The following is a 21,664-nucleotide window of genomic DNA, read 5'->3' on the forward strand; positions in this document are numbered from 1 at the left end:
GCGTGTCTGAACGTGCCCTGCGTGGGTCCGTCTCGGATTCCACGGACGGACCCGCGCAGGACACAGGCGACTTCGAGCGATCCATTGTCAAAGGTCTGACAGGCTGCCGCTTCACGACGTCTCGGCAACATCAGTGGTTGGTCACCACCTTCGAGATGTCGGTGCCGTTGCGGTCCCAGGGTTGGAAGCTGCATGTGGCCGCCCATCCCGGCTCATCGCCTGCCGTCCTTGAGCGCGTCCTTCCCGTTCTACGAGCTCACCGGGCTCCTTTCAAGGTCGCCGAATCCCCCCAGACCCTCATGGTCCTCAATGCTGGGGCGGGCGGACCGAGCCAGATCGGCAAGTTCGTCACCGTATACCCGCAGACGGACGAGGATGCTCGGCAGCTCGCGCTCGACCTGGATGCTGCCACGGAAGGGATGGCGGGGCCCCGCATACCCTCGGACCGCCCACTGCGCCCAGGAAGTCTTGTGCACTATAGGTTCGGCAGCTTCACCGGTAGCGCACTCATGCAACTGCCGGACGGGACCGTGGCTTCGGCGCTGCTCACTCCTAGCGGCACGCTCGAGCCGGACCAGCGCCTGTCGGTCTACTCTCCTCCGTCGTGGGCCGTGGACCCGTTCGACTCCCCGGAGGAGTCACTGCAAAGCCTTCAGCCGCTGGAGCAGGGGGGAAATGCTTCCTACCGAGTGCTCGGGCTTCTGTCGAACAGCGGCCGGGGTCCGGTGTTCATCGGGCTGGATGTTGAACGCCGCCGCCGGTGCGTCTTCAAGTCTTCCGCCAAGGGGATGACCGATCGCCCGTCGGACGGAGAGTTGGCGTTGCGCCGGGAGGCGGCGCTGCTGGGGTCACTCCCTGCGCACGGAGCCTGGCCGGCGGTATATGACCTCATCGAGACCGACGAGCAGCTGATGATCGTCACGGAGGACGTCGAAGGTGTGTCCCTGGGTGAGCGGATCGCAGATTCCACGGCAGGAGGAAGTCAGCTGTCGCCTAGCGAGGTCGTCGATCTCGCTCTCGAGATAGGCCGAGCCGTCGAGGCCCTTCACCGGGAGGGCGTCATCCACCGGGACCTGAAATCCTCCAACGTCCTCGTTCGTCCGACAGGTGGGGTCGCGCTGATCGACTTCGAGCACGCGGGCCGCAAGCAAGAACGTGTGGGCTCGGGAGGGACGCGGGGTTACATGTCGCCCCAGCAGCGGGCCGGTCAACCGACCAGCGAGTCGGATGACGTCTACGCACTCGGCGCTCTTCTCATGCTGCTCGCCACGTCATGCGAGCCATCCCAGGCGCCGGACGCCGCGGACCTGACCACGCGCCCGCTGGAGCTGCTCAGACCGGACCTCCCACCGAGCCTGGCACGCCTGATCCGGTCCTGCCTCAGCACCGAGCCCGGCTGCAGACCACGCGACGCCACGGAGTTCATCTCGCTGCTGACGGACTTCCGAAAGGATGACCTAACCGCAAGCCCATCCCGGGTGGCCGGTGACACCAGGGCTAGCAACTGTCCGGCGACTGCTGCGATTCCTGACCCTCTCGGCACGGCGCAGGAGTTGTGCGACGCGCTGTGCAACCGCGCCGCGCCGGGGCCCGACGGAACCTTGACCTGGATCAGTACGTCCCCCGGGACTCTGCCCGTGCCCTACCGACAAATCAACAACGGCGTCCCCGGCGTCCTGCTGGGGCTTGCCTCAGGCTGGTGGATCCTCGGCCGGGAAAGGCACCGCGACACGCTCACACGGGGCGCGCGCTGGCTCATGGAGTCGGAAGAACTGCCGGGAGCCAAGATCAGCGGACTCTACGCGGGCGAGGCAGGAGTAGGTGCGTCGTTGCTGGTCGCCGGCCTGGCATGCGGCGACCGCTCCTTCCTGGACGGCGCGTACGAGGTGGAGCGCCGACTTCGCCAGTACCCATTCGACTCCGTCGACCTCTATCACGGCACGGCAGGACGTCTACGGTTCCTGGCGATGCTCTGGTCCCTCGAGCAGGACCGTGACGTCCTCGAGCACGCCTTGCGCTGCGCTGAGCACCTCCACGCCACGGCTGTGGCCCCTTCGGACGGCCTAGCTTGCTGGCAGGGGGATGAGAACACGGCAGGCGTGGCCCTGGCGAGCTACGCACACGGCACTGCAGGTGTTGCCGACGCTCTGCTTGACCTCTACGAGATCACGCGGGACGCCCGACACCTTGACCTCGTAGACCGTGCCGTCCGCTGGGTCAGCAGCGCCGCAGTCCCCAGCCTCCATGACGGATCCGGGACCGACTGGGGAAACGGCGGCGCGTTCGGTGGCCTGTGGTGCTACGGCGCCAGCGGCGTAGGACTGCTCTACCTGCACCTCATGCGCGTGCGCACGGACCCAAACGATGAAGATATCGCCCGCCGAGCTGGGAACACCACTGCCTTCGCGGGAAGGTACGCAGGCCCCGGACTCTGCCACGGCCTTGGCGGTTCGATCGAGTACCTGCTCGACCTGCACCAGCTCACAGGAGACCCAGCATGGCTGAGGCATTCATCTGACCTACAACGACTCCTGCACGCCTACCGCCGCTCAACACCCGATGGCATCGGCTACCCATCCACCCAGGACCACCCGAAGGACAGCTCCTACATGCTCGGAGATGCTGGACTCGTGGGAACGATGCTGCGGCAAGGTACAGATGGCCAGCTTCCCCGAATGCTGTCCATTGCCTCCGTCCACCACCTGGCGAAGCCCCCACAGATGCGCCAAACGCAGGGCGCATCCGGCCCAACGTAGCCGTGCTCCACGCGGCAGTACAGGGTGTTTTGACGCGCGCCGGCTCGAGGTGGGTGGTTCCAGTGCCAGGCCGACGCGGCGCAGCTGACGCGCGAGGCGTCCGAGAGGGAACGCTCAGCTGGTGATCGGGGTCAGGGCGCGCATGCCACCGCTTCGAAGGCGCGACTTCTGTTGGAGCTGGGAGCCTCGAGCTGGTAGTGACTGGGGTCGTTTTCGTAGTCGATCAGCTGCTGCCTGCTCCATCCTTCGTGACGAGCCTTCGCCTGTGTGCATCTCCATTCATAGCCGGGTTTGTGTCCGATGTCCGGCTTCCCGACGATCGATTGTCCGGTGTTGGGGTCGATGTAGCGTCCTTGCGCATCCCGTGGTGCTAGAGCCTCGATCTCGGCTCGCGTGTGCGACTTGAGCAGGACGCGGGTCATCGCGGGGTCGGCGCCTGCTTGGATCTGTCTGGTGACTTGTGCGACATGGGCTGCCTCGCTGGCGGCCCGTTGGGCCTGGAGCCCGCCCTTCACGCTCTTGGCAATCTTGCCCACGCCGATGCCGGGGAGCGCGGTTGCTAGTGAGAGCCCAGCCGCTTCGAAGTCGCCCTCGATTGCGTACCACGTGGTATTTGTCGCGCTTGCCAGTGGGCCAACGAGCGCCGGGGCCTCGCTCAGGATCTCAAGGACGACGTGGCCCCACCGCTGTGCCCATCGCCAGACGACTCCGGCTCCGGCCCTGGTGCAGTTCCAGTAGTCACGGGGAGCCCAGGAGCATCCGCTCACCTCAATTACCTGCTGGGCCAAGGCTTGGAGGACTGCTGCGTCGTGGAGAGGGCCGACGTCGTTGAACGCGACTTGCACCGCTTGTGCATCCACGGGCCCCGATGCCCAGGTGGTGGACTCTATGGCCACTGCGAGAGCGGTGAGCACTGCCGTTACTCCGACGCTGTCACCATCAGGTGTTTCCGCGAACCTGTGCTCGAAGAGTAGGTAGTGGGTGAACTTGCCGATGGCGTAGTCGGACTCGGCAATCTTCTGGGAGCCGGGCAAGAATGACGTGAATGCCCACTCGCTGGCGGCTGGGTTCGCGGTCAGGGCGGCCGTGAGGGCGAGTATGCCGTCGGTCAGGTAGACGCCGCTGGGAGCTGGGGCGAACTTGACGTCTCTGCCTGGGTTGGCCTTCGGCCAGGCGCCCTTGCCTTCACGAACGTCATACGCGTGGAAATCGCGCGTCACCGCTTGGAGGAACTCGGTCGACCAGTAGCCCCGCGAAAGGACGAGCAGGAGGTTGGCCTTGTTGGCCAGGTCCTGCTTCTCGCGCAGCTTTCCCTCCCTGTCGAAGAAGCCGTCGTGCTGGCCGTACAGCGCGAGTGGGGTGGTCGTGGCGGCCACGAAGTCTTCGGTCCACGAGGGTGGCAAGTTCCGCTTCCCGCGGCCGTGGGTAGCCAGGGCCAGTGTGCCCGCAAGGTCGGTCAGGACGATCTCGTAAGCGTTGACGTCAACCCCCGCTCTGAAGGGGGCATCCTCGCTGGAGCCAGCGACCGTTCCCAGGGCGTCTCCGATGTCGCGTGGTGTCACGTTCGACGCGAAGTAAAACGCGAAGTCCTGCTCTCCCCGGTGAACGGCTAGGTGCTGGCCGGATCCGGCGAGGTCGCCGCTCTTGAGGGCTCGGACTGCGGCTCGCGCATCGGAGCGGACCTCTGAGAAGTAGTCTCTGGTCAATACCCCAGTAAGGGTGACGAGCAGGACTGCAACCAGCGCCATGACGAGCCAGCCCGTCGGCGTCAAGAAGCCCCGACGTCGGTCCAGGATCGCCTTGCGGAGAATCACCCTTTCAAGGAAGCGACCCTTCCCCCAGGTCGCGACCTCCCAACCCCTGGATTCCCAATCAGCCACCCTGGCGGCCACATTTCGTGGCGTGCCGCGCAGAGACTTGAACCTGTGCCGGACCTCTGCTGGTTCCGCACCTCGAAGACGACGACGGCGCGCAGATGGCGGCGCCGAACGCTCTCGCACGCGCCCCTCCTCTCGCCTACCGCCCCATGGTGGCGTAAGACTATCGAACCGCTCCGACGGGGGCTCAAGTCCGTCGCCGCGGTTTTCCGCCATACAGGGGGCTGCCCTTGGTCTGTTGCTCGCGCTCCCGTCAGCGGGCGATCGAGCGCCCCGACGCAGCCACAGATAGTGTTCCGTCGCATGGCGGACAAGTCTCAGGACAAGTTGTACTCGACGACGCTTCAGACGATCGGCGCTGTCTCGAAACTGCCCGTTGTGCGAGTAGACCGCGAGGCCTACCTGCGTAAGCAGTTTGCGGGCTCACCGCACCTGGACGTGATCCTCGAGCGCGGTCCGCAGGCGGTGTTCACGACCGAGTCCTTGCGGCAGAAGGCCAATGGCATCATCAAGAGCAGCACCGCGAAGACGTCGCTGTCCTCCTTCGCTGCAGGGCTGCCAGGCAACCCCGCAGTGATGGTCGCGGCCGGTGGCGCGGATGTCGTGCAGTACTTCGGGTTTGCGGTCAATCTGGCTCAGCAGATCGCCTACCTGTTCGGGGAGGACAACCTCTTCGACGGCGGCGGACAGCTGTCTGAGGCCGCACAGATGAGAGTCATCGCCTACCTCGGCGCCATGTTCGGTGCGGCAGGCGCGGCAGCGCTCGTATCCCAGACTTCGAAGGTCGCGGGCGCCAATCTCGGCAAGAAGGTCGCCGCTCAAGCACTCACCAAGACAGCCTGGTACCCACTTGTGAAGAAGGTTGGCGCGGTGATCGGGAAACAGGTCACCAAGAAGACCGTCGAGAAGACCATCACCAAGGCTGTACCCGTTGTCGGTGGAGTGCTGTCCGGCGGGCTGACGTACGTGACCTTCCGGCCCATGGGGCATCGCTTGGCCGACACGTTGGTGAAGAACCTGAACGGCGACTTCGACAACGAGCTAGAGCTGAACGCCGAGTTCGCTGCGACACTGAACGTGGTCGTGGCCCCTGTGGAGAACACAGCCGACTGAAGCATGACGGGCCGTAGACACCCCATACGGGTACTCGGCTCGCGGCATGATCGGACGAGCGTAGCCGTCCTCAGCGCGGCAATAGCGTACTTGCACTATGGGTGCACTATGCTGCACTCATGGATGAGGTAACGGCCGCTCTGGCTGCGGTGATCGGGGACCGGGTGCGTCGAGAGCGTCGGGGTCGTGGCTGGACGTTGGACCAGCTGGGTGAGATTGCCGGGGTCAGTAGGCGGGCCGTGGTCAACGTGGAGCAGGGCTCGGCCAACCCCAGCGTGGGCACGCTGCTTCGACTCAGTGACGCGCTTGGGGTTGGGCTGCCGGGTCTGGTGGAACCGCCGGAGCCGAAGCGGGTCACTGTCACCCGCGGTGGCCAGGGGGCGGTGTTGTGGACCGGGGAGCACGGCGGGCGCGGTGTTCTTGTCGCCGGGACGGGGCCGCCGGACGTGGTCGAGCTGTGGGACTGGACCCTTGGACCGGGCGACCGTCACCGCAGCGAGGCGCACGCGGCCGGAACGAAGGAGCTGCTGCAGGTGCAGTCGGGCACCGTCGTGCTCGAGGCCGGTGATGAGGTCCTGACGCTGGGACAGGGGGACGCGCTCAGTTTCCCCGGTGACGTCCTGCACTCCTATGCCAACACCCGCTCCGAGCCGGCGCGGTTCTGCCTTGCGGTGTTCGAGCCCGGGGTCGGATCTGGAAGGCATCCGGAGGCACGCCATGGCTGAGCACTTCCTGGACGGCGTGCTCATCGACGACTCCGTGTTCGCGCTGCGTCCCGACTACCGTGCGCTGCTGATCGCCGTCGAGGGGATCGTGCCTGGTCCCAGCGACGAGCACAGCGAGGCGCTCCTGGTCGCCGCCGAGTCGGCCGCATTGCAGGCGTTGGTCACGACGTCGGTGGCGGAGCTGGCGCACGTTGCGGCGTGGCGCGAGGCCTACCGCGCCTTCGGCGCCAAGCCGCAGCGCACCCGCAACAGCCTGGAGTCGCTGACCCGTCGGGCTTCGGTGGGTCTGCCTCGCGTCAACCGGCTCACCAACATCTACAACGCGATCTCGGTGCTGCACCAGGTCCCCGTCGGTGGGGAGGACCTGGACCGGTATGCCGGACCTCCCCGGCTGCTGCGCGCCGTCGGCGACGAGCCGTTCGACACCGTTGATGAGGGCGAGGAGGTCGTCGAGCACCCGGAGCCAGGGGAGGTCGTCTGGTGCGACGACACCGGTGTGACGTGCCGCCGCTGGAACTGGCGCCAGGCCCGCCGCACCCAGCTCACCCAGGCGACCACGCGCGCGTTGTTCATCCTCGATGCACTCGCGCCCATGAGCGACCTCGCTCTGACCCGCGCCGGCGACGAGCTGGTGTCCCACCTACGACAGCTCGGGCCCGAGGTCCGGGCGGCCACCCGCCTCATCGCCAGTACAACCACCACCCAGGAGCACGCGTGATCTGCTGCCAGTTCATCTTCAAGCCCGGCACCTACGACGACGACTTCCACCGCCTGGACGGGCAGATCGACGACTACGCCCGCGCCCTTCCCGGGTTCGACCGGGTCGAGAAGTGGGTGTCCCCCGACGGTGACGTCGTCAACGCCATCTACTACTTCGCCGACCGGGAGTCGGTCGCGCAGCTGGCCCGCTTCCCCCGCCACCGCGAGGCCAAGGACCAGGTGCAGCGCTGGTATGAGGGGTACCGCATCGTCGTCAGCGAGATCAGCGCCACCTACGGCGACGGACGACTGGAGGCAACAGCGTGACTACCGAACAGCAGCGCACCCGCCCGGACAAACACCACTACGCCAGCCTTACCGGTGACACCTGGGCCGTGCACGGAGGCAACCACGCCGACGCGACCACCGGCGCGATCCGCACCCCGATCATCATGGCCAACTCCTACCTCCTGCCCCAGGACCCGACGACGATCGATGCCCCCGGCTTCGACGGCCTCGTCTACACCCGCGAGCACGGCGCCAACCAGCGCGGACTGGAGGAAAAGCTGGCAGCACTCGACCACGGCGAAGCTGCGGTCCTGTTCGGCACCGGCATGGCCGCCCTGCACGCCGCGTTCTTCACCGTCCTCAACCCCGGCGACCACGCGATCGTCTCCAACGTCGTCTACATGCGCGTCGCCGGGCTCTTCGACTCACTGCTCCCGGCCAAGCTCGGCATCGACGTCGACTTCGTCGACATCACCGACCTGAACGCCGTCCGTGACCTGGTGCGACCGAACACCCGGCTGATCCACACCGAAGTCATCGCCAACCCTGACCTGCGGGTCGCCGACATCGCCACCCTGGCGCAGATCGCCCACGCCAACGGGGCGGTGCTGACCGTGGACTCCACCCTCACCCCGCCAACCCTGGCGCGCCCGCTCGAGCACGGGGCAGACCTGGTCGTCCACTCACTGACGAAGTACTACAACGGACACGGCGACGCGATGGGCGGCGTCGTCATCGGGTCGTCCGCCCTGGTCGAGCAGATCCGCACCGGTGCGCTGCACCACGTGGGCGGGGCGATCTCGCCGTTCAACGCCTGGCTCATCATGCGCGGCTCCACCACCCTGCCCCTTCGGCTGCAACGGCACTGCGAGAACGCCCAGGCGGTGGCCGAGTTCCTGCTCGACGACCCCCGTGTCGCGCACGTCACCTACCCCGGCCTGCCCAACCATCCCCAGCTCGCGGCCGCCCAGCTGCGCGGCGGGTACGGCGGCATCGTCTCGTTCGCCCTAAATGGCCGGCACGAGGACCGCCTGCGTTTCGTCAACGACCTGCGGGTCATCACCTCCGCAGTCTCCCTCGGCCACGACGAGACCCTGGTCGCCTACGAGCAGTACCCCCAGGGCCCGGCAGCCGCGTTCGACCCGGTCTTCCAACAGCACGGGCTCATCCGACTCGCCATCGGCCTGGAAGCCACAGGCGACCTCATCGCCGACCTCGACGCAGCCCTCACCACCGCCTACGGGCCCCTCCCCTGAAGCCGGGCACGCAGGAACCACCCGCCAGAGACCAAATCCGTGTCCGACACGGTGCGGCAGACATCCCAGGTTCTGGCGGTGTCGAGCCGCGGTGCTGAGGTGGTGGGCCCAGGCGGTGTTCTCGTCGTAGAAGGTGCGGTGCCGGAGGCAGCCGTGGAGGATGCCGACCCAGCGGTTGGCGAGCTGGCGGAGCGCGGCTTGGTGACCGATGCCGCGGGCGCGCAGTGACTGGTAGTAGGCGCGGGCACCGGGCGAGCCGCGCATGGAGCAGAAGGCCCACTGCTGGACGGCGTCGCCGAGGCGGCGGTTGCGGGCGTACCTGGCCAGGACCACTTTCCGGGTGCCGGAGGCGCGGGTGATGGGCGCGGTGCCGGCGTAGGCCTTGCGACACTTGGCGTCGGCGTAGCGGTGGGGGTCGTCGCCGAACTCGCCGAGGATCCGGGCGCTGAGGATCACACCGAGACCGGGCAGGCTGGTGTAGATGTCAGCGTCCCGGTGCCGGCCAAAATGCTCGTCCACCACCTGCCCGAGCCGCTCGATCTGGGTGTTCAGCACGGTGATGAGCGCGACCTCGGAGGCCACGACCGCGGCGTAGGCGTCCTGCACCGGGTCAGGTCGTCGCAGCTCGGGTGCGGTCAGCACTTCCCGGATCGTCTCGGCGCGGGTGGTCACGTCGCGACGGTTCGCGGCGGTCAGGGCGCGGACGATCTTTGCCCGGGACAGCCTGGCGGCGGTGTCCGGGTCTGGTGCCAGGGCGAGCAGCTGCAGTGCCTCCGGGGCGTCCAGCTCCTCGAACGCCCTCATCGCGGCCGGGAAGAACTCCCGCAGCGCCGAGCGCAGGCGCAGCACGTGCCGGGTCCGGTCCCAGATCAGCGACTGGTGGGCGCGTGCGCTCACCTTGACCGCCTCCCCGGTGGCGCTGTCGCCGGCGACCGGGCGGTGGTGGGCCCGGTCCAGGCGGACGATCTCGGCCAGCAGGTGCGCATCCGCGGTGTCCGACTTCGCCCCTGAGGTCGAGTGCCGCTCCCGGTACCGAGCCACCGACATCGGGTACAACCCGTACACGGTGTACCCGGCCGCGACCAGCGCCCCGACCCACGGGCCACGGTCGGTCTCGATGCCGACCACCACCTGGGCGGCCGCGCTGGCCGGGTCAAGGTCGGCCCACTCCGGTGGTGCGTGCTCGCCGAGCACCGTGTGCAGCCGCGTCACCCCGGCCAGCCCCTCGGGTAGTCGCCTTCGCGCCAGCACCTTCCCGTGCTCGTCGACGATCTCGACGTCGTGGTGGTCCTCGGCCCAGTCATCACCCACGAACAACATCGCACCGTTCTCCTTCGCCTCGTCGCGACCTTCTGCTCAGCAGCGTGGAGGAGACTTCCGGCGTCCTACCTGGAGTATTCACTAGGGGAGTCGGGCAGGGCCGGTAAGTAGCGTGTCGCGGGGGTGAGGGTGTCCCTGACCTGGGAGAATACGGATTGTCTAGATCTGGATTCATACCCGGGAAGGGACACCCTCAAGGTGAAGCGTACAAGCGGGACGGCTGCTGCTGAGGCAGCCTGGTCGAAGAGCCTGCTGGTGAAGGCGGAAGGCGCTGGGACGGTGGCGCACGCGGGGGTGGTGCTGCCCCGGCTGCTGGCCGACCGGGTCGGGCTCACGGGCGCGTTCCGGGACGTGCTCGCCCGGCGTGGCTTCCGCCCGGGCCGGGACCGTGGCCGGGCGGTCACGGACACGGTCGCCGCGTTGGCGTCCGGGGCGCGGTGCCTGAGCGACGTGGAGGCGATGACCGCCCAGGTCGAGCTGTTCGGCCCGGCCGGTGGGGCCAGCGACACCACGGTGCTGCGGGTGCTGGGTGAGTACGCCGACCGACTCGGTGAGGACGGGCTGGCCGGGCGGGCGTTGGCGCGGGCCACCGCCAAGGTCCGCTCCCGCGCCTGGGAGCAGATCGTGGCCCGGCACGGGAGGCTGCCCGCGGTTCGGGTCGCCGGCAAGGACCTGACCCGCCCGGGCCGGGGTGAGGACGTGCCGGTGCTGGTGATCCGTCTGGACGCGACGGTGATCGCGGCCGCCTCGGCCAAGGAGGGCGCGGAGGCGAACTACAAGGGGTTCGGCTTCCACCCCCTCACCGCGTGGTGCTCGAACACGGGCGAGAACCTGGCGATGATGAACCGGGTCGGGTCGGCCGGCTCGTTCACCGCCGCCGACCACGTGAAGGTGCTGGACGCGGCGCTGGCCCAGGTGCCCGCGGCGCACCGCCGCGAGGTGCTGGTGAGCGTGGACGGGGCCGGTGCCTCCCACGGCCTCGTCGAGCACCTGGACGCCCTGAACACCGCTGGTCAGCACGGGCGACGCGGGCGAGGGGTGGAGTACTCCATCGGGTGGCCCGTCGATGCCCGCACCCGGTCCGCGATCGAGGCTACCGGCGAGGGTGACTGGTCAGCGGGGCTGACCGCGACCGGTGGGGCCGAGGAGCACGCGCAGGTCGTGGAGCTGACCGGGCTCCTACGACACAGTCACACCGGTGACCTGCTGTCGGGGTGGCCGGGCGACATGCGGATCTTCGCCCGCCGCACTCCGCGCTCACCCGGGGAGCAGGCGCAGCTGGGGCAGGACCCGAACTGGCGCTACGGCGCGTTCGCCACGAACACGCCCACCGGTCAGGTCCAGCACCTGGACGTCCGGCACCGCACCCAGGCGCACGTGGAGGACCGGATCAAGGAGCTCAAGGCCTGCGGGGCCACCCGGCTTCCCTCGACCTCCTACGACCGCAACAGTGCCTGGCTGCACCTGGCCGCCCACGCCGTCACCGTGCTGGCCTGGCTGCGGCTGCTCGCCCTGGAGGATGACCTCGCCGTCGCCGAGCCCAAGGCCCTGCGGTTCCGGCTGCTGTCCGCACCAGCCCGATACGTGCGCCACGCCAGGAAACGGGTGCTGAAGATCCCCACCGGATGGGCCTGGGCCACCCACCTCGCCGACGCGTTCGACCGCCTCCGCGCACTGCACCCGGCCTGACGACAGTGTCCTTGTCCACCCACCACCCCAGCACACCCGAGCAGTGGAACCCGGCGCCCACCCGAGCGGATCGGGCCCCGACCCTGCCCACCGCCACCGCGGCCACCCGGCGCGGACCGCGACACGAACTCAGGACCCCACATCACCGCCGTGAATCATCGAGGCAAGAGGCTGCGGAGTAGGAGTGTCCCCCTTCGCTGCTCCTCGTCACCCTGGCGCCCACCACAGTCTCGCACCAATGAACTACTCTTCCAGATTGATCGACGGCTCTTGGCACTTTTGCGTCATGATTGGCGCGTTGCTCTCCGCGGTGAGAAACGGTGTCCAGGGGGGACGCCCCTCTTGATAGTCCGCTAGGAATACTGCGAAGCTCACCGGCTCTTCTGGCGTGAACCCCTCGGCCACCAAACAGTCAAAGGCTTGGACGTTCTCGTCGTACAACCATCTGATCTCTGTCTCAGACAGTGGGGCAGCGGCCGCCCCATAGTCGACCACCTCGTCGCACTCCGCCGACGCCCGCTCGTAGGCTTCGTGCTGCCCGCCGACGTCCACCTGCAGCATGCCGTCGTCGATCATTTGCGACGGGAAGCCACGCTCCTCCAGGCACGCCTGCAACTGCAGTTGTGCTTCCCTCGCTGCCGCCCCCCGCAGCTTGCGAGACTCATCGATCGACAGGCCTGAAAGATTCCCACTTGACGTGGTGCGTTGGGTGCTGTCGCCCTGCCCTGCCCCGTCACCGCAGGAGCAGAGAATCACCGCTCCGCAGATAACCGCACAAAGGCGGGTCGCGCCGATGGGTCGTATTGCGAGGGGAGACCTACGCAACGCTTGGGGCATCAGGGGGTGCCATCACCACAGAACGCGTATGTTCCGGGCTTATCCAGGTTCACGCTCCCCGTGGCGGCCCAGTACCCTCCCGCGGCCATGCCCTTGACATTGTGTTGCCGCCAACTGGCATCGTAGGAGACGATGATGTACTGGCTACTTCCTGGCCCCATGATCTCACCCTTGCCGTACCAGCGAGCGTGGGTCCATGGGTCAGTCCATGAATTGCAGGAGCTGTCGTAGAACCACCCCGAATCACGGACCACGGCCAACGCCGGCGCAGCGGTTGACCCCACGATCAGCAGCGCCGCCGCCCCGGTAACGATCCCCTTGCTGAGCTTCTTCATCATTCTCCCCTGTTTTTTTTCGGTGTCCCGCGCCCTTGTCGAGCGCAGCATCCCAACCGAAGATACCCCCCTACGGGCTGGGCGTCCACTCTCGCCATGGAACTTGACGGCGGCTGTCCGAGGGCAGTGGCCCGGTCGTGGGGACGGCTACCTGGACGGCCGGCTGTGATGGCCAACGGAACCCGGCTCGGCAGTTGTTAGACGTCCCCAAGCGGGGTGAAACACCGTTTGACCTGCGACGATCTGAAGGTGGAGGTGGCGAGTTCAACGCGGCCGGTCGTGTGCTGGAGTCGAGGATGCTTGCCAACGATTTGTTGTCATCTAGCCAATCATTTTCCTGGGTGTTTGGCGCCGCTCCCAGGTGTCCGCTGCCGGGGCTCCTGTGTCGCTCTGGGCATCGTCCGGTGGGTGAGGCCCTTTTCCTGGAACCTGGCTTCGGTCCAGGGAGATCGACGTGGCGCGTAGACCTGGAGTATTCACTAGGGGAGTCGGGCAGGGCCGGTAAGTAGCGTGTCGCGGGGGTGAGGGTGTCCCTGACCTGGGAGAATACGGATTGTCTAGATCTGGATTCATACCCGGGAAGGGACACCCTCAAGGTGAAGCGTACAAGCGGGACGGCTGCTGCTGAGGCAGCCTGGTCGAAGAGCCTGCTGGTGAAGGCGGAAGGCGCTGGGACGGTGGCGCACGCGGGGGTGGTGCTGCCCCGGCTGCTGGCCGACCGGGTCGGGCTCACGGGCGCGTTCCGGGACGTGCTCGCCCGGCGTGGCTTCCGCCCGGGCCGGGACCGTGGCCGGGCGGTCACGGACACGGTCGCCGCGTTGGCGTCCGGGGCGCGGTGCCTGAGCGACGTGGAGGCGATGACCGCCCAGGTCGAGCTGTTCGGCCCGGCCGGTGGGGCCAGCGACACCACGGTGCTGCGGGTGCTGGGTGAGTACGCCGACCGACTCGGTGAGGACGGGCTGGCCGGGCGGGCGTTGGCGCGGGCCACCGCCAAGGTCCGCTCCCGCGCCTGGGAGCAGATCGTGGCCCGGCACGGGAGGCTGCCCGCGGTTCGGGTCGCCGGCAAGGACCTGACCCGCCCGGGCCGGGGTGAGGACGTGCCGGTGCTGGTGATCCGTCTGGACGCGACGGTGATCGCGGCCGCCTCGGCCAAGGAGGGCGCGGAGGCGAACTACAAGGGGTTCGGCTTCCACCCCCTCACCGCGTGGTGCTCGAACACGGGCGAGAACCTGGCGATGATGAACCGGGTCGGGTCGGCCGGCTCGTTCACCGCCGCCGACCACGTGAAGGTGCTGGACGCGGCGCTGGCCCAGGTGCCCGCGGCGCACCGCCGCGAGGTGCTGGTGAGCGTGGACGGGGCCGGTGCCTCCCACGGCCTCGTCGAGCACCTGGACGCCCTGAACACCGCTGGTCAGCACGGGCGACGCGGGCGAGGGGTGGAGTACTCCATCGGGTGGCCCGTCGATGCCCGCACCCGGTCCGCGATCGAGGCTACCGGCGAGGGTGACTGGTCAGCGGGGCTGACCGCGACCGGTGGGGCCGAGGAGCACGCGCAGGTCGTGGAGCTGACCGGGCTCCTACGACACAGTCACACCGGTGACCTGCTGTCGGGGTGGCCGGGCGACATGCGGATCTTCGCCCGCCGCACTCCGCGCTCACCCGGGGAGCAGGCGCAGCTGGGGCAGGACCCGAACTGGCGCTACGGCGCGTTCGCCACGAACACGCCCACCGGTCAGGTCCAGCACCTGGACGTCCGGCACCGCACCCAGGCGCACGTGGAGGACCGAATCAAGGAGCTCAAGGCCTGCGGGGCCACCCGGCTTCCCTCGACCTCCTACGACCGCAACAGTGCCTGGCTGCACCTGGCCGCCCACGCCGTCACCGTGCTGGCCTGGCTGCGGCTGCTCGCCCTGGAGGATGACCTCGCCGTCGCCGAGCCCAAGGCCCTGCGGTTCCGGCTGCTGTCCGCACCAGCCCGATACGTGCGCCACGCCAGGAAACGGGTGCTGAAGATCCCCACCGGATGGGCCTGGGCCACCCACCTCGCCGACGCGTTCGACCGCCTCCGCGCACTGCACCCGGCCTGACGACAGTGTCCTTGTCCACCCACCACCCCAGCACACCCGAGCAGTGGAACCCGGCGCCCACCCGAGCGGATCGGGCCCCGACCCTGCCCACCGCCACCGCGGCCACCCGGCGCGGACCGCGACACGAACTCAGGACCCCACATCACCGCCGTGAATCATCGAGGTCGAACACGTCGCGATTTGGGCCGGACACAAACGTGAACGCCCAATGATCTACCTCCCGCGTCTCGCTGGTGAGGGTCAAGTCGTCTCGGGATACGCGTTCGTACCTCGAGACGATGGACCACTTTGCAGCGTCCAACGCACTGTCATGTGACGGTCGCGGCGGAACCTGGCGGTTCAATCTTTGCAGCAACCAGCCGACGGCCGGCACGGCACCGACGACACCTAATGTGACGTTTAGGACCTCAAGGCCTCCTGCGCCGATCCCCCCTTGCGCCTTGTGATAATCCTCTTGGACCCCAGACCACCATTCCGCGTCCCTCTGCAATTGACGGGTAAGTGCTTCCAGTGACGCAAGCGACCATCCATCTGCTGACGTCCGGACCTGCACCACCGTCGTGGGCGTCATCCTTGGGTCGTCCGCCTCGACGGTGAAGGTGAGTACCGACTCAGGGCTGATGGCGTTGCCGTCGAGGTCGAGCTCGTCCATGGGGCCAGCCTGTCATCTCGCACTCTGGGTAGTGACCTACGCGAGGGTGTGTCATCAGCCCGGCAGCCCCGTCAGCTTGCTCGTCTCAACCCGGTCAAGCTGGCGCGCCGCCCGCCACCGCCTGAGCGCACGGCGGCAATACAGGATGGGCCATCGCTGCACCGGAGGGGGCCGTCCGTTCTCTGTTCCACTGTGAGGATCCCTCTTCAGAGGGGCAGGGAGTGTCGTGGGTGCATCCTTTTGATGGGTTGCTGGACAGTACGGGGTATGAGCGATGAGGAGTTGCTGCTGTGGCAGGCGGTGCAGGGAGGGGAGGGCCTAGCCTTCGGCGAGGTCTATGACCTGCATCGTGAAGCGCCCCAGGTTCGATGCCGCTCCTGTTTGAGTCCAGGAGGATGAGCACCATGCCCAAGAAGATCGATCCAGAGTTGAAGGCCCGCGCTGTGCGTCTGGTCACCGAGCACCTGTCCGAGTACCCGTCGTTGACGGCCGCTTCGGCCGCGGTGGCCAAGCAGCTGGGTGTCGGGAGGGAGTCCGTGCGTCGCTGGGTCATCCAGGCCCAGGTCGATGCCGGTGGCCGCGACGGTGTGACCAGTGAGGAGCTGGAGCAGATCAAGTCCTTGAAGTCCAGGGTCCGCCGGTTGGAGGAGGACAACGCGATCCTGAAGGCCGCGACGGTTTTCTTCGTCGGGGAGCTCGACCCCCGCAACCGATGATCATGGGATTCATCCACACCATGAGAGCCCAGGGCCACGCGGTCGAGTCGGTCTGTGTGGTGCTGCGTGAGCAGGGCTGCCAGGTTGCCGCGCGGACCTACCGATCCTGGAAGCAGACCGGTCGAACGATCGCGGCACGTACGGTGACCGACGCCCAGGTTGTGGACGCGGTGCGTGACATCGCCTGGACCACCACGCCGCACGGGCGCCGCAAGTTGGCCCCGGAGGGCCTGTACGGGCGCCGGAAGATGACCGCGTACGTGCGCCGCACGACGATGCCCGCGGCGTCTGCCGGGGCCGTGGACCGGGCCATGAGGACCCTCGGGCTGGTCGGGGTGCGCCGCGACAAGGGCACCCGGACGATCCCGGCCAAGGACGGCATCCGGGCCGGTGACCTGCTGAATCGTGACTTCACCGCCAACGCACCGAACCTCGTGTGGGTCACGGACTTCACCTACGCCAGGACGTGGGCCGGGTTCGTCTACGTCGCGTTCATCCTGGACGTGTTCTCCCAGCGGATCGTGGCCTGGCACGCCGCCAGCACCAAGCACACCGACCTGGTCATGATCCCGCTGCGGATGGCGATCTGGCAACGAGAACGGGACGGCCACCCCAGGGTGCCCGGGCAGCTGATACATCACAGTGATGCGGGCAGCCAGTACACCTCGATCCGCCTCACCGAGCATCTCGCGCTGGAGGAGATCCGGCCCTCGATCGGGTCCGTGGGCGACGCGTACGACAACGCGCTCATGGAGACGGTCAACGGGCTCTACAAGGCCGAGTGCATCCGCACCACGGTCTTCCACGCGGGGCCCTACAAGACCCTCGCCGACGTGGAGTACGCCACCGCCGGCTGGGTCGACTGGTACAACACCCGTCGGCTCCACGGGTCGCTGGGCAACGTCCCACCGATCGAGTACGAGCAAGCCCACTATGCTGCCCTCAACCCCGAGCCGCAGCCCGTATGAGAGCGGCAGAGAACCTGGGGCGCTTCACCCTGACCCTGCAGGAGAACAAGGCCAAGGCCGTCATCGCCGGTGAGAAGGCGGCACGCACGCCCCGGTTCGTCAAGCACACCAACGGCGCCAAGGCCTTGGACGAGGCGGCGCTGGCCCGCGCCCGACGGCTGGCCGGCCTGAAGGGCTACGTCACCAACCTGCCCGCCACGATCATGCCCGCGGCCGAGGTGATCAGCTCCTACCACTCGTTGTGGCAGGTCGAGGCCTCATTCCGGATGACCAAGAGCGACCTGCGTGCGCGCCCGGTGTTCCATCACCAGCGCGAGGCGATCGAGGCTCACCTGACCGTCGTCATGACCGCCCTGGCCGTTGCCCGGTCCCTGCAGGACGCCACCGGGCTGAGCATCAAGAAGATCGTCCGGGCCCTACGGCCGATACAGCAGATCACCGTGAACATCGCCGGCCACGAACACACCGCCACCGACCCACTCACCGATGCCGCCCGCAACATCCTCACCGCCACCGACGTCGACTGGCCAACACAACTAAAGCGGCATGACTCGGGTGCCCTCCGACCCTCGTCGGTGACGTCAAGGTTCCCCCGAGGTGGAACCTGCGCGTGTAACGGTTCTTGCCCGGCACCTTCGCGGAGTGGGTAAGCCCGTTGACCAGCCGCTTGGAGCCCAGACAGATTGCGCGGCATGCGGCATGAGCGCGCACAACTGATGCGCACGTCGCCCGCGGGCGTTCTCTTGATCGTGGCGCAGGCTACGTGCGTCCTTCAGCTTCCTGGGGAACCATTGCAGCCGGATGGGCGTCTGAGTTCGCGAACCCCCACAGCGATAGGAGGGGAGCTGCGTGACGACGAACGTGCGCGTTCCTTGCGTCCTGGGTGTTGCTGGCATCCTCATCTTCGTGGTCGGGTGCGACGCCCCGCAGTCCGCGAACATCTCCGACCCGGTAGTGCAGACCGTCGCGGACGAGAACGTCCCGACGGCCACCGGTAGCCCTGCGGGTGACTTCACAGTCCAGAAAGTCTCTCCTGGCGAGTCCTGGGACAAGGCAGTGCAACCGCTGATCGTGAGGGTCAGCAATCAGTCTTTCGACGACCCGGACGTGAATCTGAGCGCGACTCTTGACGGTGTGGCCCTGTTCGATGAGGTATTCGCGGTCGAGGGTCAGCACGCGGTCACCTTGTTCGGCGTCGACGTGGAACCGGGGTCGCACACGCTTACCGTGGTCTCCGACAGCGGAACTGTAGTCGAGCAGGCCTTCGACCTGCCGGCAGGCGAGCAGCGATGGCTCGTGGTCGACTACTGGTACTTCGACCCTGACACTGAGGGAGAGTCCTGGGGAGGGGAGCAAGAACCTGGCCCCTCATTCACCGTATCCGTGTCTGACAAGCCGGTCTACATTTCCTGACGGTGCTGGCGGCCCGCCTGGTGACGAGATGCAGAGGAGACGGCACGGCGCCGTCCAGGCAAACCGTGCACCATCAAAGTTCTTCTGCAGGAACCGAAGTTCGTCAACTTGGTGCGCCTCGCGGCATGGTCGGACGCTACGCGTTCACAGCGGCATGGTCGGACGCTACGCGTTCACAGCGGCAGAGGCGGATGTCCGCTCGGCGATCCCTGGCTCCGAAGTTTCCTTCACGGGCCTTGCCCGAGGCGAGGTAAATTCCCTCAATAGGACTCGTAGGCCTCAAACTCCGCTCGCAATTCAGACTCATACTGGGCTGCCTCATCCATGGCGATACGGTAACCCTCAGCGGCGTAGTCCAACATGTCATCTGTGGCGGCGAGCATGCGGTGAGTCTCGTCCAACAACGCGGCCAGCCTAGGGAAGTCGATATGCGTGGCGCCATCCTCGAACGCATTGGCGTATCTGAAGCCTGTGCCGTTCAGATCCAGATCATTCAACCCGCGCAGCACTCTCCGGGTGGCTGCCGGTGTTCGTTCGAGATCGAGTGCTTGCAAATGCTCATCAAGCTTGTCGCCAAGGACAAGCAAGCGATGACCATAGCGCCGCAACTTCGTCTCTAGCTCCACGGCGGATGGCAACTCCCGGTGGGCGGCCATGCGCCTGAGGGCAACGGCTTCCCGGATCGCATGCTTGAGATCCAACTCGATGGCGTGCCGATACACGAAAAGGAAAGGTAGGAGGATCTGATCGTCGTACGGCTGACTGGCGAACGACGAGGCGAGTCGCCGAGCGGCCTCGGCGTATGCTTCCGCGAGAGTTCCGTCGGTCTCGCGGTCACGCCACCGCACGATCAAATCTTCATCACGCCGCGCGCGAAGCGCCTCCAATAGGCTGGGCGCCTTTCGGGGGGTTTCAGGCTTCGGCACCGAGGCGCACACCCTTCCGTTTCGTTTCAGAAATGACACGTTTTGTACTCACATCAACCCCAGTCCATGACGCCGGCATCAGCGATACGGAACTCCGATACGGACTCAAAGCGCCAAGTGCGACCTGGGGCGCGCGCCAATCGCCCCCGCACGCTGACTGGTCGATTCTGGTCCGCTGCTACGAGGGCGTCATGCAACTGCGCAGGAGACACGTCCAGGGCGACAGTTCTCATCTGGTCCCCGAGAGCGGTTCTAATGTAGACTATACCATCCTCTTCCCCCGGTTCACGACGATGCGAGCGCACGAAGCCCACGAGAAGTTGCTCACCCACTACCTCGCTTCCCCGAAGTCTCTCCGCCATTCGATGAATGATGGGAGCAGCGTTTCTAGGGAGGTCGAGGTTCTTGACGTTAGGGTGACCAGACAGACGGGACGCCCATCGGAACGAGATGTCGACAGCGTCGAAAGACTCGGCCTTTAGGGCGCCAGCCACGGCTGAGCAAAGCTCGTGCGATACGCCCTCGGCAACACTCTCGTTAAGTTGACTCTGTGTAGGTTCCCGGCCAGACTGGACGGCCATCTCCGTGATGACCGTAAGCGCGCTTGCGAGCCGGGCGATGACTCGGCGCTCAAAAGGTTGAGCAACAAACTCAAGACCCAAGTCCGACTGGTGTGAGTCATGTGATTCCATCACGCCTGGAATCCGGCTGATTATCGGGACTACGTAACTTCCTCTTCGCGTCTGCCCCATCTGGACCACGCGAGCATGCTCCCTTGCTACTTTGAGGGTGCTGTGTCCAAAGTACCCGCGCCGCTGCACGGTTGCGTTGGCCGCTGCGACAAAAGCGTTGCGAACACCTTGAATGAGAGCCAGACCGTCGTCTAAGGGCAGAGAGTAGTCCCGCGAATTCTCTAGCGAGGCGCGCCATTCAACCACGTCCGAGCCTTCCGCCACCATTTCCTGCGCAATAGCCTCCGCAGAATCTTGTCTTGTGTCGGAAATAATGCGGAACATGTCGCGCATTCGCAACTCGTAATCGGATGCGTTGCGCAAGAGCGGCTGTAGAATCTCCTCCCCGCCTCTAGTCCACAGCGCGGCGCTACCGGGAGTGTTGGTCAGCTTCGTCCAATCGTTGGCGGCAAGCCAACTGGCGACCTCTTCGGGGATTGGGTCGTAGGCCAGGAGGTAAGCGTCGTTCACGCGCATATCCGCTTCCGCTCATCTGTCATGATCGCGCGAATCTCATCTGGGGACAGTCGCTGGTTCATTGGCAAATGTATTCGGATGCTCGACGTATTCGTCGTGGCCGGCATCCCCGTGATCTTCTGCCAGTACCCGCCGTGCCGCAGGTTCAGGCTCCTCCTGCTCGTCGCTGTCCAGTGCCTGGGATCCGGCGGCATAAGGACGACACCGAGGAAGGCGCTGGCGTTACGGTCACCGATGAACAAGTTATACGTGCGCACGTCAAGGTCAAAATAGAGCGTCTCTCCATCTTCGCTGAACTCCGGTGCGGAAGTGCCCTTAAGTTGCCAATCAGTTTGAATTCCACCATCATGAACGGTCGCGTCCACACCATTGACATCATTGAGACGGATCTCGACCGGGTACCCTGCGGCAGCGGCCACGCCGACAAGAAAGGTGCGACTGAACCACTCCTTCTGCTGGCCAGTGGGACTCGACGTGGGCTTCTGCTGCATGATGTGGGCATCGTAGAGGAGGACGCGCATCCGCGCGGGGATGTGTGGTCGCGCTATGTCGCTCCCTGTAGTCACGCCAACAAGGTACGAGACGACAACGACACACCACCTTCCGTCCGTGTCGGCTGTGGGGACTGCTGAGGGTTTGTCCCGTTCTCGATACGATGCATGGTCCGTGACCAGAGGCCGATCGTCCGCAACTCGGCGGAGTCGTGATGTCACGCGCAGAGGCGGAGTCGCGATCTCACGCACCTCGGCGCGAGGGCGCTGTCACGGACGTGGTGGGTGCTGCGGCGGACAGCATCTGC

At 66.6% G+C, this 21,664-nt stretch carries 17 protein-coding genes and 2 pseudogenes; 11 read left to right on the plus strand and 8 right to left on the minus strand.

Going from position 1 to position 21,664, the window contains the following annotated elements:
- Positions 1 to 2 precede the first annotated feature (2 nt).
- Positions 3 to 2,756 carry a class III lanthionine synthetase LanKC N-terminal domain-containing protein gene (locus DV701_RS15905; protein WP_456093832.1) on the plus strand — a complete coding sequence of 918 codons (2,754 nt, stop codon included), beginning with the start codon at positions 3 to 5 and terminating at the stop codon, positions 2,754 to 2,756.
- Positions 2,757 to 2,887: 131 nt separating this feature from the next.
- On the opposite strand, the gene DV701_RS15910 is transcribed toward DV701_RS15905, so the two are convergent.
- On the minus strand, positions 2,888 to 4,636 hold the full coding sequence (locus DV701_RS15910; RefSeq protein ID WP_162803092.1) for a GH-E family nuclease: 1,749 nt from the start codon (positions 4,634 to 4,636) through the stop codon (positions 2,888 to 2,890).
- Between the two features lie 300 nt (positions 4,637 to 4,936).
- Here DV701_RS15910 and DV701_RS15915 point away from each other — a divergent pair, with 300 nt between their 5' ends.
- From DV701_RS15915 to DV701_RS15935, 5 genes are all read left to right on the plus strand, one after another.
- Positions 4,937 to 5,746, plus strand: a complete 810-nt coding sequence (locus DV701_RS15915) for a hypothetical protein (protein WP_114929730.1) — start codon at positions 4,937 to 4,939, stop codon at positions 5,744 to 5,746.
- Positions 5,747 to 5,865: 119 nt separating this feature from the next.
- A complete protein-coding gene (locus DV701_RS15920) occupies positions 5,866 to 6,471 on the plus strand; it encodes a helix-turn-helix domain-containing protein (RefSeq protein WP_114929732.1) in 606 nt (201 codons plus the stop codon).
- Entirely contained in the window at positions 6,464 to 7,189 is a 726-nt protein-coding gene (locus DV701_RS15925) for a B3/B4 domain-containing protein (protein ID WP_114929734.1), read from the plus strand. The genes DV701_RS15920 and DV701_RS15925 overlap by 8 nt, the downstream gene beginning before the upstream one ends.
- Positions 7,186 to 7,497 (plus strand): antibiotic biosynthesis monooxygenase, encoded by a 312-nt coding sequence (locus DV701_RS15930; RefSeq protein WP_114929736.1) that lies wholly within the window; start codon positions 7,186 to 7,188, stop codon positions 7,495 to 7,497. The genes DV701_RS15925 and DV701_RS15930 overlap by 4 nt, the downstream gene beginning before the upstream one ends.
- Positions 7,494 to 8,714 carry a trans-sulfuration enzyme family protein gene (locus DV701_RS15935; RefSeq protein ID WP_114929738.1) on the plus strand — a complete coding sequence of 407 codons (1,221 nt, stop codon included), beginning with the start codon at positions 7,494 to 7,496 and terminating at the stop codon, positions 8,712 to 8,714. Before DV701_RS15930 ends, DV701_RS15935 begins: the two co-directional genes overlap by 4 nt.
- Positions 8,715 to 8,816: 102 nt before the next feature.
- Here DV701_RS15935 and DV701_RS15940 read toward each other — a convergent pair.
- Positions 8,817 to 10,034, minus strand: a pseudogene (locus tag DV701_RS15940) (IS110 family RNA-guided transposase); the annotation flags it as partial.
- Between the two features lie 123 nt (positions 10,035 to 10,157).
- Between DV701_RS15940 and DV701_RS15945 the strand changes: the two are divergent.
- A complete protein-coding gene (locus tag DV701_RS15945) occupies positions 10,158 to 11,723 on the plus strand; it encodes an IS1380 family transposase (RefSeq protein ID WP_114926649.1) in 1,566 nt (521 codons plus the stop codon).
- A 243-nt stretch (positions 11,724 to 11,966) separates the two neighbouring features.
- Here DV701_RS15945 and DV701_RS18360 read toward each other — a convergent pair whose 3' ends face one another.
- Both DV701_RS18360 and DV701_RS15955 read right to left on the minus strand, forming a co-directional pair.
- On the minus strand, positions 11,967 to 12,479 hold the full coding sequence (locus tag DV701_RS18360) for a hypothetical protein (protein WP_162803093.1): 513 nt from the start codon (positions 12,477 to 12,479) through the stop codon (positions 11,967 to 11,969).
- 80 nt (positions 12,480 to 12,559) lie between these two features.
- Positions 12,560 to 12,946, minus strand: coding sequence for a hypothetical protein (locus tag DV701_RS15955; RefSeq protein WP_162803094.1), 387 nt, complete (start codon positions 12,944 to 12,946; stop codon positions 12,560 to 12,562).
- Between the two features lie 470 nt (positions 12,947 to 13,416).
- Between DV701_RS15955 and DV701_RS15960 the strand changes: the two genes are divergently transcribed.
- Positions 13,417 to 14,982 (plus strand): IS1380 family transposase, encoded by a 1,566-nt coding sequence (locus DV701_RS15960; protein WP_114926649.1) that lies wholly within the window; start codon positions 13,417 to 13,419, stop codon positions 14,980 to 14,982.
- A 142-nt stretch (positions 14,983 to 15,124) separates the two neighbouring features.
- On the opposite strand, the gene DV701_RS15965 is transcribed toward DV701_RS15960, so the two are convergent.
- Positions 15,125 to 15,634, minus strand: coding sequence for a hypothetical protein (locus DV701_RS15965; protein WP_114929744.1), 510 nt, complete (start codon positions 15,632 to 15,634; stop codon positions 15,125 to 15,127).
- Between the two features lie 404 nt (positions 15,635 to 16,038).
- Here DV701_RS15965 and DV701_RS15970 point away from each other — a divergent pair.
- The 3 genes and pseudogenes from DV701_RS15970 to DV701_RS15980 all read left to right on the plus strand — a co-directional run bounded on the left by DV701_RS15970 (position 16,039) and on the right by DV701_RS15980 (position 18,731).
- A protein-coding gene (locus tag DV701_RS15970) for an IS3 family transposase (RefSeq protein WP_114931275.1) occupies positions 16,039 to 17,318 on the plus strand; the annotation gives its coding sequence in 2 pieces (ribosomal slippage) (positions 16,039 to 16,312 and positions 16,312 to 17,318; 1,281 coding nt in all).
- Positions 17,319 to 17,338: 20 nt separating this feature from the next.
- Positions 17,339 to 17,851 (plus strand): annotated as a pseudogene (locus tag DV701_RS15975) (IS1634 family transposase); the annotation flags it as partial.
- A 316-nt stretch (positions 17,852 to 18,167) separates the two neighbouring features.
- The gene (locus tag DV701_RS15980) at positions 18,168 to 18,731 is read left to right on the plus strand and encodes a hypothetical protein (protein ID WP_114929746.1); all 564 of its coding nucleotides are present in this window, start codon (positions 18,168 to 18,170) and stop codon (positions 18,729 to 18,731) included.
- A gap of 260 nt (positions 18,732 to 18,991) precedes the next feature.
- Here DV701_RS15980 and DV701_RS15985 read toward each other — a convergent pair whose 3' ends face one another.
- From DV701_RS15985 to DV701_RS15990, 3 genes are read right to left on the minus strand one after another with little or no spacing between them, the layout of a single operon-like run.
- On the minus strand, positions 18,992 to 19,657 hold the full coding sequence (locus tag DV701_RS15985) for a hypothetical protein (RefSeq protein ID WP_162803095.1): 666 nt from the start codon (positions 19,655 to 19,657) through the stop codon (positions 18,992 to 18,994).
- 53 nt (positions 19,658 to 19,710) lie between these two features.
- Complete coding sequence (locus tag DV701_RS18365) at positions 19,711 to 20,859, minus strand: hypothetical protein (protein WP_162803096.1); 1,149 nt, start codon at positions 20,857 to 20,859, stop codon at positions 19,711 to 19,713.
- Complete coding sequence (locus DV701_RS15990) at positions 20,856 to 21,386, minus strand: DUF4365 domain-containing protein (protein ID WP_114929750.1); 531 nt, start codon at positions 21,384 to 21,386, stop codon at positions 20,856 to 20,858. Before DV701_RS15990 ends, DV701_RS18365 begins: the two co-directional genes overlap by 4 nt.
- Between the last annotated feature and the right edge of the window lie 278 nt (positions 21,387 to 21,664).

This window comes from Ornithinimicrobium avium (assembly GCF_003351765.1).
GTDB classification, from domain to species: domain Bacteria; phylum Actinomycetota; class Actinomycetes; order Actinomycetales; family Dermatophilaceae; genus Ornithinicoccus; species Ornithinicoccus avius.

What these genes read in the sequence shown, in the direction of transcription:
- DV701_RS15915 (WP_114929730.1), top strand. Translation starts at nt 4,937, where the DNA reads ATGGCGGACAAGTCTCAGGACAAGTTGTACTCGACGACGCTTCAGACG.
- DV701_RS15920 (WP_114929732.1), top strand. Translation starts at nt 5,866, where the DNA reads ATGGATGAGGTAACGGCCGCTCTGGCTGCGGTGATCGGGGACCGGGTG.
- DV701_RS15925 (WP_114929734.1), top strand. Translation starts at nt 6,464, where the DNA reads ATGGCTGAGCACTTCCTGGACGGCGTGCTCATCGACGACTCCGTGTTC.
- DV701_RS15955 (WP_162803094.1), bottom strand. Translation starts at nt 12,946, where the DNA reads ATGCTGCGCTCGACAAGGGCGCGGGACACCGAAAAAAAACAGGGGAGA.
- DV701_RS15965 (WP_114929744.1), bottom strand. Translation starts at nt 15,634, where the DNA reads ATGGACGAGCTCGACCTCGACGGCAACGCCATCAGCCCTGAGTCGGTA.
- DV701_RS15990 (WP_114929750.1), bottom strand. Translation starts at nt 21,386, where the DNA reads ATGCGCGTCCTCCTCTACGATGCCCACATCATGCAGCAGAAGCCCACG.